This is a genomic window from Corynebacterium sp. KPL4072, from assembly GCF_037908395.1.
GTDB lineage: Bacteria > Actinomycetota > Actinomycetes > Mycobacteriales > Mycobacteriaceae > Corynebacterium > Corynebacterium kefirresidentii.
Window position 1 is genome coordinate 112,641 of the sequence record NZ_JBBMGE010000010.1, and the last position, 10,100, is coordinate 122,740.

The 10,100-nt window shown below is 63.3% G+C and carries 8 protein-coding genes, 2 tRNA genes and 1 other RNA gene; 2 read left to right on the forward strand and 9 right to left on the reverse strand.

All coding sequences use genetic code 11. From position 1 onward, the window contains the following. Positions 1–5: 5 nt before the first annotated feature. The 3 genes from WMP97_RS10740 to ffs all read right to left on the reverse strand — a co-directional run bounded on the left by WMP97_RS10740 (position 6) and on the right by ffs (position 1,980). On the reverse strand, positions 6–587 hold the full coding sequence (locus WMP97_RS10740; RefSeq protein ID WP_239207830.1) for a hypothetical protein: 582 nt from the start codon (positions 585–587) through the stop codon (positions 6–8). Next, the gene (locus tag WMP97_RS10745; RefSeq protein ID WP_301732931.1) at positions 550–1,821 is read right to left on the reverse strand and encodes an aminotransferase class I/II-fold pyridoxal phosphate-dependent enzyme; all 1,272 of its coding nucleotides are present in this window, start codon (positions 1,819–1,821) and stop codon (positions 550–552) included. Before WMP97_RS10745 ends, WMP97_RS10740 begins: the two co-directional genes overlap by 38 nt. Before the next feature lie 60 nt (positions 1,822–1,881). Next, an RNA gene (gene ffs / locus WMP97_RS10750) (signal recognition particle sRNA small type) lies at positions 1,882–1,980 on the reverse strand. A 179-nt stretch (positions 1,981–2,159) separates the two neighbouring features. Here ffs and WMP97_RS10755 point away from each other — a divergent pair. Further along, positions 2,160–2,248, forward strand: a tRNA-Ser gene (locus WMP97_RS10755). A gap of 90 nt (positions 2,249–2,338) precedes the next feature. On the opposite strand, the gene WMP97_RS10760 is transcribed toward WMP97_RS10755, so the two are convergent. The 3 genes from WMP97_RS10760 to gluQRS are packed head-to-tail and all read right to left on the reverse strand — an operon-like array spanning position 2,339 to position 5,170. Then, positions 2,339–2,674, reverse strand: a complete 336-nt coding sequence (locus WMP97_RS10760) for a hypothetical protein (RefSeq protein WP_023020382.1) — start codon at positions 2,672–2,674, stop codon at positions 2,339–2,341. Positions 2,675–2,684: 10 nt separating this feature from the next. Continuing rightward, positions 2,685–4,265, reverse strand: a complete 1,581-nt coding sequence (locus WMP97_RS10765; protein WP_340440484.1) for a cation:proton antiporter — start codon at positions 4,263–4,265, stop codon at positions 2,685–2,687. 11 nt (positions 4,266–4,276) lie between these two features. Continuing rightward, positions 4,277–5,170: a tRNA glutamyl-Q(34) synthetase GluQRS gene (gene gluQRS, locus WMP97_RS10770; RefSeq protein ID WP_340440485.1), complete on the reverse strand. Its 894-nt coding sequence runs from the start codon at positions 5,168–5,170 to the stop codon at positions 4,277–4,279. A gap of 33 nt (positions 5,171–5,203) precedes the next feature. Between gluQRS and WMP97_RS10775 the strand changes: the two genes are divergently transcribed. Next, on the forward strand, positions 5,204–5,878 hold the full coding sequence (locus WMP97_RS10775; protein WP_369707467.1) for a queuosine precursor transporter: 675 nt from the start codon (positions 5,204–5,206) through the stop codon (positions 5,876–5,878). Here the strand turns inward: WMP97_RS10775 and tgt are convergent. The 3 genes from tgt to WMP97_RS10790 all read right to left on the reverse strand — a co-directional run bounded on the left by tgt (position 5,863) and on the right by WMP97_RS10790 (position 9,962). Beyond that, positions 5,863–7,107 carry a tRNA guanosine(34) transglycosylase Tgt gene (gene tgt, locus WMP97_RS10780; protein WP_023020378.1) on the reverse strand — a complete coding sequence of 415 codons (1,245 nt, stop codon included), beginning with the start codon at positions 7,105–7,107 and terminating at the stop codon, positions 5,863–5,865. The two genes, WMP97_RS10775 and tgt, sit on opposite strands and share 16 nt — an antisense overlap. 2 nt (positions 7,108–7,109) lie before the next feature. Beyond that, positions 7,110–9,671 carry an MMPL family transporter gene (locus WMP97_RS10785; protein ID WP_340440486.1) on the reverse strand — a complete coding sequence of 854 codons (2,562 nt, stop codon included), beginning with the start codon at positions 9,669–9,671 and terminating at the stop codon, positions 7,110–7,112. A 203-nt stretch (positions 9,672–9,874) separates the two neighbouring features. Beyond that, a tRNA-Ser gene (locus WMP97_RS10790) sits at positions 9,875–9,962 on the reverse strand. Positions 9,963–10,100 lie beyond the last annotated feature (138 nt).

Sequence of the window (10,100 nt, forward strand, 5' to 3'; positions counted from 1 at the left end):
ACCGGCTAACCCTCGCGCGACCAGTCCAGCAGGTCAATGCCCTGCTCGGCCACTGCCCCCTGCAGCTTGCCGACGCCCTCTTCTACCCCAAACGCATATTCCGAATCCGTCAGCATGACCAGCTGCAGGATGAGGGTCAGGCGGCCCTCTTCGCGAAATTGCGGGGTCTGCCCGCCCCACAGGTACGGCGCGATGAAGAGTCCGTGGTGCACGGTAATTCCCGGCGCGTCGAGGATGGACGGCAGCATCACGCCCGGCTGCGCCGGAAGCAGACCGTCGGCCTTCTCGAAAGTATCGGCCGCGGCATTTACGGCGGCAGCCACCTCGGGCTGCCCGGTACGCGCCACCGTCAACAGCTCGCAGCGCACATCGGTGCCGTCGTCCTGGCTCTGCAGGCCGGTGTCGGTGTTGTTGAAGGTGGTGGTGAGGGCGAGCGATTGGGCGTCGGCAAGCGCGGCGAGGCCTAGCCGGCGCTCATCGACGTAGCGGAACTCCAGCGGCGCCGGGATAATCTCGCTCAGCCACAGGGCAGACTCGTCGGCGTTGATTTTAGGCCCCCAGCTTCTCCACGGCGGCAAGCAGCACACAGGTAGCGACGCCGTCCATCGCGGTCTCGACCTCTTCCTGCGGCGGCAGGGTTGGGGCGAGGCGGATATTGCGGTCATTGTCGTCCTGGCCATAAGGGAAGGCCGAGCCCGCCTGGGTAAGCAGGATGCCGGCGTCGCGCGCAAGCTCCCAGACGCGGTTGGCGGTGCCGTCGACAACGTCGAGGGAGATGAAGTAGCCACCCTTCGGGTTGGTCCACTGCGCCACCTCGTACTCGCCCAGGCGCTTTTCCAGGATGCGCAGCACCGCATCGAACTTCGGCTTAATCAGCGCGGCGTGGCGGCGCATCACCGCGCGCACCCCTTCTGCGGAGCCGAAGAACTCGTGGTGCGCCAGCTGGTTAATCTTATTCGGGCCGATGCCGCGAATGCCGGCATGCTCTAGGTACCACTCGAGGTTATCCTCCGAGGTGCCGAAGAAACCCACTCCCGCGCCCGCGAAGGTGATCTTCGAGGTGGACGACATGGCCCAGAAGCGGTTCGGGTGGCCTTCTTCCGCGGCGATATCCAGAATCGGCAGAATTTCCGGGAACTCTTCAGTCAAGGTATGCACGGCGTAGGCGTTATCCCACACGATGCGGAAATCCGGTGCGCCGGCCTGCATGCGGGCGAGGCGGCGGGCCTTGTCCTCAGAAATCACGGCGCCGGTGGGGTTGGCGAACATCGGCACCACCCACATGCCCTTGACTGTCGGGTCCGCCACCAGCTTTTCGACGGCCTCTACATCCGGCCCGTCTTCTTCCATCGGCACCGTCACCAGCTCGAAGCCAAATTGCTCCGTGATGGCAAAGTGGCGGTCATAGCCCGGCACTGGGCAGATCCACTTGAGTTTTTCTTCCTTGCTCCACGGCTGCGCGGAATCATTGGTGCCGAAGAGGAACGCCCAAGAAATCAGGTCAAACATGATGTTCAGGGAGGAAGAATCTGCGGCCACGAGCAGCTCGGGGTCCATGTTGGTCAGCTTGCCCCAGATGTCGCGCAGTTCCTTGATGCCCTTTTGGTTGCCGTAGTTACGCAGGTCGTTTCCGGCCGCGTCGGTGTAATGGCCCAGGCCTGGCAGGGCGAGGAGATCGTTGGAGAGGTCTAGCTGCGCCTTCGCTGGCTTGCCGCGGGTCAAATCCAGTTTCAGGCCCTTAGCTTTAAGGTCCTCGTAGTCCTTACGGACCTGAGCGGCGAGCTCAGTTAGTTCGGACGATTCCAAAGTAAGAAGCGACATGCGTATGTCTACCTTCCATGTATAGGGCGACTTTTAGCCCCCAATAGTAACGCACGCCATACAAAAAGGGGACCCCGCGCACCCGTCAGAGCCTCCTGACCCTTGCTGCATTCCTGCCCTGGGGGAGTTCAGAGGATGGACGCCACGCGGAATCCTGCCCCATACTTTAACGCCCGAGCGCCGGTTTAGCCAAATGGGACTCCGGCCGCGCAGCCCTCCGCCGCTCGCGGGTACCGCTCTCGATACCTAGCCACCACACAACGGTTAAAATTCCCCGAAAACACGCCCTGACCTGGCGATTGGTAAAATAATTGCCACGGCTGCTAATGTTTCTTCTCGGAGGATTCGACTAGCGGCCTATGTCACACGCCTGGAACGCGTGCGGGGTTCACGCCCCTCGTGGGTTCAAATCCCACATCCTCCGCCACAGGAAATCCCGGCTCCTGCTGCATAGCAACGGAGCCGGGATTTTTGTTATACCTGCGCTCGGCCGCGCTAGCCGACGCCGCGCTAGCCGCTAATCGATGACCGGCGGTTCGTAGCCGTCTTCTTTTAGCCACGCAATATGCGGCGGGGTGTTCATGCCCCACTCAGTGCGCGCCCAGAGGAAGGCCTGGGCGACCTCGGCCTCGGGATAGCCTCCGTCGCGCAGGTACTGCCGGAAGCCGTTCGGGCCTGAGTCTTTGATCCACAGCCAGACGTAGTCGTCGAGGGAGTCGTCGGCAAGCAAGCCTTCCATCCCTTCTGGAACGTATTCACGCTCGGTGCGCACGCGGTCCGCTAGGTCCTGGTCAAGGAAGTCGTAGAGGTAATCCAGCGCGTCCTCAAGCTGCGCATAGTCGAAGGCATTCATGCCGCCCAGCCTAGTGGCGCTTGGTGCCTAGGACCATGCGGTCGATTTCTTCCAGCACCTCGTCCACGATGGCCGGGTTATAGGCGCGGTAGCCGCGCATGCGCAGCAGCTCCTCCTGTGCCGCCGTCAGAGCGGTCCGGCGGGCCTCCAGAGCTACGTGGCGGAACTGCCAGGCGCGTTGCTTGCGGGAGTCTTCGGAAACATCCTCGCCATCACCAATCCGGTCTTCCAGCCATTGGATAACGTTGGCGGAAATTTCCGGATCCACCTTTTCGGCGTCGGGCGCGATATGCCCATCCGGCCGGAAGTTCGACAGTGCCTCGATGCTGGCCGCACGCGCACGGCCAACCACGGCAGCGCGCATCTTATCGCTGGCAATCTGGGAGGCTTCCGTGAGGTCGAGTCGCTCCATCAACCACGGCAAGAGCAGGCCGGGCACCACCATCGTGGTCAGCAAGACCGTCAACGCGATGACGGCGAGCTCATGGTGGAAACTAAACACGCCCGCCGGGATGGACAAAACCAGCGCCAAAGTGACAAGTCCACGCATGCCGGACCACGTCATCAGCAGTACCTCTTGCAGGCGCAGCGGCGCAACCCGTGGGCGGCCGCGGGAGACGTTGATGCGGTAATAGGCATACATCCACACCAAACGGACAACAAAGGCCACGAGGGACAAGATGACGCCCACGACCACCGAATGCCACAGGTCCGAGCCCACTTCGCCGATGGCGGTATTGACCGTCAGGCCAATGAGTCCGAAGGCCACGCCAGTAAAGAGCAGTTCGATGGTCTCCCAGAAGGACTGACCGGATAGGCGGTCCTCGGCCTGGATATCGGCCCGGGAATTAAGTTCTACGGCCGCGATGACCACGGCGATAACGCCGGAGGCACCGAGTTCCTCCGCGATGAGGTAGACGGCAAACGGCGTCACCCAGGTCAGCGCGTTGCGCGCGGTGACGTCGTGGACGTGGGTGATAAACAGTGCCACCAGCCGGCCGACGATCCATCCCAGGCCGCCCGCGACGAATGCAGAGTAGAAGAAGTTCAGCACGCCGCCGCCAAAGGAGAGCTCATCGCCTTGGGTTACGGCCGTCAAGGCAAGATTGAAGGCGACGATAGAGGCGGCATCGTTAAACAGGCCTTCGGTCTGCAAGGTGGTGATGATGCGCCGCGGGATGCCGGCGGGCTCGGCCACGGCATCGACTGCGACGGGGTCCGGTGGGGCGATGGCCGCACCGATGAGGATGGCGGCGGCCAGGCTAATGCCGGGCAAGAAGGCGTAGGCCGTGGCACCGACGGCCAGCGTGGTGGCGACAACCAGCAGCACGGACAGGCTCAAGATAGTCACCCATTGTTCACGGATAACGCCCCACGAGGTGCGCCGGGCCAGCGCCCACAGCAGCGGCGGCAGGAAAATCGGCAGGATGAGCTCGGTGGGCGGCTCAAACCTGGGTAGCCCCGGCACGAAGACGGCGCAGGCAGTAATGATCGTCAGCAACGCCGGCCACGGCAGCCCAATCTTGTCACCGATGGCGACGACGAACACGGTCAGCAGCATGAGCCCAATGAGCACCAGAAGAACGTCCATGGGCCCAGATTTTACCCGCGCCAGATATAGGGATCAGGGCTTAAGCGGTCGGGCGCGAATTGCGCGAGCAGCTCTGCGGCGCTGCCGGCTTCATACCCCAGCGAGGCCGCCAGCTGCTTGACGACGTCCCCCTCCTCCCCCATCTCCCGCATAGTCACCGCCCCATCGCGCTTAGCCAGGCGCTCGCCGGATGCATTGAGCACGAGCGGGACGTGGATAAACTCCGGCGCTTCGATGCCGAGCAGCGAGGCGAGGTAGGCCTGGCGCGGCGCCGAGGAGAGCAAGTCATCGCCGCGGACTACCTGGTCGATGCCCTGGAAGGCATCGTCGACGACGACGGCCAAGTTATACGCCCAACCGGTGTCCTGGCCACCGCGGCGCAGGATGAAGTCATCGACGTCGCCGGTATAGGTTCCGTGGAGGGCGTCGTGGATGGTGAATGTGGGGACGTCGGCAAGCAGGCGAAGGGCGGGCTGGCGATTCTGGGCCGCCAGCTCGGCGCGCTTGGCCGCGCGCTGGTCTTCGGTGAGGTTGCGGCAGGTGCCCGGGTACTGGCCGGGGATGGCGTGCGGGGCCCGGGAGGCCTCGCGAATGTCCTTACGCGAGCAATAGCATTCGTAGGTGGGCAGCTGGGCCAAGGCTTGCTCATAGGCAGCGTCGCGATCGTGCTGGTAGATGACCTCGCCGTCCCAGTCCAGTCCGAGCGCGCGCAGGTCCGCCAGCTGGCGCTCGGCCGATTCCTGGGAGGAGCGCTGCTTATCGATGTCCTCCACGCGCACCACAAAGCGCCGCCCCGTCGAGCGGGCAAAAAGCCACGCCAGAAGCGCCGTGCGGAGGTTGCCGAAGTGCAGATCCCCCGAGGGGCTCGGCGCGTAGCGGCCGGCGCCGGTGGTCGCAGAATTCATGCCAACAGTCTACGGGCTGGCACAATGGCGGGCATGGAAAAAACGAACGGCGCTGAAGTGCGCTTCATTCCCGTCCGCTCTACTCTCTACCCTTGGCTGGTCACCGTGTTTGTGGTGACCTTCCTGATTTCCAATATCAACGCCACCAAGGGCGTCCAGCTCGGCCCGCTGGTGACCGACGGTGCCTTCTTTCTATTCCCGCTGGCCTATATCGTCGGCGACGTGCTCTCCGAGTGCTATGGCTTTAAATCCACGCGCCGCGCGGTCTACATCGGCTTCGCGATGGCCATCTTGGCGGCCGTGTGCTTCTATATCGCCATTTGGCTGCCGGCGGCCGATTTCTATGAGGGCCAGGAGGCCTTCGCGGCCACGCTTGGCCTGATGCCGCAGATTCTGGCCGCCTCGCTAGCCGGCTATCTCGTGGGCCAGCTACTCAATGCCTGGACGCTGACTGCGATGAAGAAGCGCTCGGGCGAAAAGGGGCTTTTCGCGCGCCTTATCGCCTCTACCGTGGTGGGCGAATTCGGCGATACGCTGCTGTTTTGCGCCATCGCCGCGCCGGTAATCGGCGTGGATACGGTGGGTGGTTTCATCAACTACGTCATCGTGGGGTTCGTGTGGAAGACCCTGATGGAGGCCGTCATGCTGCCGGTGACGGCCATGGTTATCTCGTGGGTTAAAAAGCGCGAGGACTACTTGCCGGCGTAGTAGCGGCCGAGGAATTCATCGCGGTAGGCCTCGTAGTAGCCGCCGTCGATGGCGGCGCGGATATTATCCACCAGGCGAATCATGAACTCCACGTTGTGGATGGTGCACAGCGTGCCTGCGAGGAATTCCTTCGCCTTGAGCAAGTGGTGCAGGTAGGCGCGGGAGTAATTCTCAGATACGTAGCCGCCGAATTCCTCGTCGACCCCAGCGAAATCGCGCTTAAAGCGCGCATTGGTGAGGTTCATGCGGCCGTCGAGGGTGTAAACGCCGCCGCGACGCGCCAAGCGGGTCGGCGCCACGCAGTCGAAGGTATCGGCACCGGCCTCGACGGCGGTGAAAATATCGTCCGGCTCGGAGATGCCGAGCAGGTGGCGCGGCTTGTCCTCGGGTAGCTCATCGCAGACCCAGCCAACGATGGTGCCCAGGTTTTCCTTCTCTAGCGCACCGCCGATGCCAAAACCGCCAAAGCCGCGCTTGCCTTCCTCGCGGGCGGCGTAGTCGAGGTCGAGCAGGCCACGGGTGGCCTGGCGGCGCAGGTCCTCATACTGCGCGCCCTGAACGACGCCCCACAAGGACTGCTTCGGCCGATGGGTGCGCTCGCGAGTGAGGCGATCGTGCTCATCCAGGCAGCGCTTAGCCCAGCGGTGCGTGCGCGCGACGGATTCTTCCTGGTAGGTACGCGTATCAACGAGCGTGGTCAGCTCGTCGAAGGCGAACATGATGTCTGCCCCCAGCCCGTGTTGGATCTGCATGGACTTCTCGGGGGTGAAGCGGTGCTTGGAGCCGTCGATAACGGATTTGAAATCCACGCCGTCCTCGTCCACCTGCGCCATGCGCTCCTTCTTTGCCGCGCGGATGTCCTTATCGCTAAGTTCCGCGATATCCATCGCGAGGACCTTCTTGAAACCTACGCCCAGCGACATCACCTGGAAGCCGCCGGAGTCGGTGTAGGTCGGGCCGTGCCAGTTTTCAAACTCGGCCACTCCGCCGGCCTCGTCCACGATGTCGTGGCCTGGCTGCAGGTAAAGGTGGTACGCATTCGACAAAATGGCTTGCGCGCCGGTGGAGCGAATCTGCTCCGGAGTCAGGGTCTTTACCGTGGCTTTAGTGGCCACCGGGATGAAGGCCGGGGTCTGAATATCGCCGTGTGGGGTGTGGATGACACCGCTGCGGCCGTGCTTGCCGGGACCTTCGGGCAGGCGCTTGCCGATGTCGAAGCTCAAGTCCATTTCTATTCTTCTTCCTTGTCTGCAGGGATAGGGGCTGGGGTGGCGTGTTTAGCTTCCCATTCTTCTTCCAGGGCGGTGCCTTCGATGTCCAGGGTGGGCAGAATCTTGGCCAGCCACTTTGGCATCCACCACGTCGCGCGGCCCATAAGGAACATGGTGGCGGGGACGAGGGTCATGCGGATAAAGAAGGCGTCGAAAAGCACGCCGGCGGCCAAGGCAAAGCCGAAGATCTGGATAAATGGCAGCGGCTGGTTAATAAACGCCACGAAGACCGAAATCATAATGATGGCTGCGGCCGTTACCACGCGGGCGCCTTGGGTAAAGCCGGTGATGGTGGCCTCGTCGACGGCGCTATAACGCCCGCCGGTGCCCTCCGGGTGGCGAGAAATGTGCTCGCGCATGCGGGTGACCAGGAAGACCTGGTAGTCCATCGCGAGGCCAAAGGTCACGCCGATGAGGAAGATGGGCATGAAGGAAATCAGCGGGCCCGGCGCGGGCACCAGGTTCCACAGGCCTTCCTGCCAGACCAGGACGGTCAGGCCGAAGGCGCCGCCGACGGACAGCAGGAAGCCCAAGCCCGCAACCAGCGGCACCAAGATGGAGCGGAAGACCAACAGCAGCAGCACAATGGCCAGACCCACGACGATGGCCAGGTACGGCACCATGGCTTCCTCGAGGCGCTCGGTGATATCGAGCTGCACGGCCGTCAGGCCGGTCAGGCCGATGTCGGTACTGGTGGCGTCCTCGATCTCGCCGGTGGCCGAGCGCAGCGCGTGCGCGACGTTCACCGTTGCAGCGTCCGTGGGCGCGGTTTCAGGGGTAACCATGATCTGTGCGGCGCGCTTGTCCTGGCTCAGGCCGACAATCTGCGCGTGCTTCACCCCGCCCAAGCCCTTGAGCTGATCCGCGGTGTAGAGGAAGGACGCAAGCGCGGCCTTGTCCTCTGGGGAGGCAGCGTCGGCCGCATCTGCGGAGGTGTCTACCACCTCAGCGGCCGGGGCGATCTCCGGCTCGGCTGCGGGCTGGTCCCCCTGCGGCTGCTCAGGCATCTCCTCTTCGGGGGCAGCATTCTCGGCCGCATCCTGCTCGGGAGCGGGGGCTGGTTCGGGTTGGGACTGGGCGTCGACAAGCGGGGCCAAGGCGCCGGATTCCGCGTTGACCGTGTGGGCATCGACCACGGCGAGGAAAGGACCGTTGACGCCGGGGCCAAAGCCCTCGGACATGATGTCGGCGGCCCTGCGCTGGGTGGTATCGGGGTTCGACGTGGTATCGGCCGGAAGGGCAAGCTCCATCTGGAGTACCGGCGCGGTCATAGCCCCCAAGGAGAGCACGACCAGCGCCATAGCCAGGCCGGGCATCTTCTGGACTAAACGCACCCACCGGTTGCCCATGGTGGGCCCGCGGCGGCGCTTGCCCTTGCGGGTCGGGTTGCCGGCCACGCCGGGGATTCGGCCATGGAAGGCCTTATCGCCCAGCAAGCCCAGCATCGCAGGGATGAGCGTGAGCGAGACCAAGACGGCGATCGCGACGGTGCCGGCGGCGGCCAAGCCCATGGCTGTGAGGAAGCCAATGCGCGCAATGATGAGCGCGAAGAGCGCGGTAAAGACCGTCGCGCCGGCAAAGACCACGGAGGAGCCGGCCGTACCCACCGCCATGCCTGCGGCATCGGGCCCATCCATGCGGCGGCGCTCGGCGCGGTAGCGCGAAAGAATAAACAGCGCATAGTCGATGCCCACAGCCAGGCCGATCATGATGGCCAGAACCGGGGTCATATTATTGAGCTCAATCCAGTGGGTGGCAATAAACATGCCCAGCGCGCCGAGTCCCACGCCAATGACGGCGGAAACCAATGGCATCCCCGAGGCCACCAGCGAGCCGAAGGTAAAAATGAGCACGAGGAAAGCGACGCCCAGCCCGATGATCTCGGAGGTGGAGTTGACCGCGATCTCATCGCCAAAGCCTGCGCCATTGCCTTCGACGGTAAGGCCGCGGTCGCGGGCGATATTCATCGCCTCCGTGACGGTGTCTTTATCTGCTTGCTCCACGCTATAAGGCGACTCGGCGTCAAAATTGAAGGTGGTATACGCAATGGTCTCGTCATCGTTGACCATGGCGAGGTTATCCGCATCAGCGCGGGCAGATGCTTCCGGCAGCCCCATATCCGTGAATTGGTGGATGACCTGATCTTGCAGACGGGGCGAGACCTCAAGCGGGTTGCCAAAGCGCGTGGTATCGCCCATCTTCAGGTTGTCTTCGAGGTAGGAGATGGTGGCGTCGATGGCCTCGCGGTTTGCTGGATCAGAAAGCTTCTGGCCATCTGGGGCCTTGAAGACCACGTTGACCGAGGGTGAATTGGCAGGGTTGCCGCCCTCTGGGAAGAGGTCCATGGTCTTATAGGTGGCGTCGATAGATGGGGTTCCCTTGATGGAGAACTCGCTCGTCATCGGTTTCATCAGCAAAGCGGCGGCACCGCCAACGGCGGCGAGCAGCAGCAGCCATGCCACGATGACCTTCCACTTATGGAGGAAAGACCAGCGCCCAAGACGATAAAGCAATGTAGCCACGGGTAGATGTACCTTCGCATTCACGTGGGGGACGGGGTGAACTTCGCCCTAGTGTAGTGGCCGCACCCTATAATCCCCTATCGCGAAGCCACCTGCGTCCCAGTTTTCACAGCTGGCGGCCAGCCGGGCCCCTCCCCCGCGCCCCGCGGCCTAGCCGGGAAAAAGAAAATCCCGGCCTGCGCAAACAGACCGGGATCTCGGTGCGGTGGCGGCGGGATTTGAACCCGCGGTTGGGGGTTACCCAACAATCGCTTTCGAGGCGATCACCTTCGGCCGCTCGGACACGCCACCGCGTTCCAGACTACGGGAGTGCGCCCGAGCGACAAAATCGCTGCGCCAGCGGGGTGCCAGCGCAGCGATATGCAGAAATACGGATGAGGATTAGTCGTCCTTCAGGCCGCCGATAACCTCGTTGGCCTTGTCCTTGAT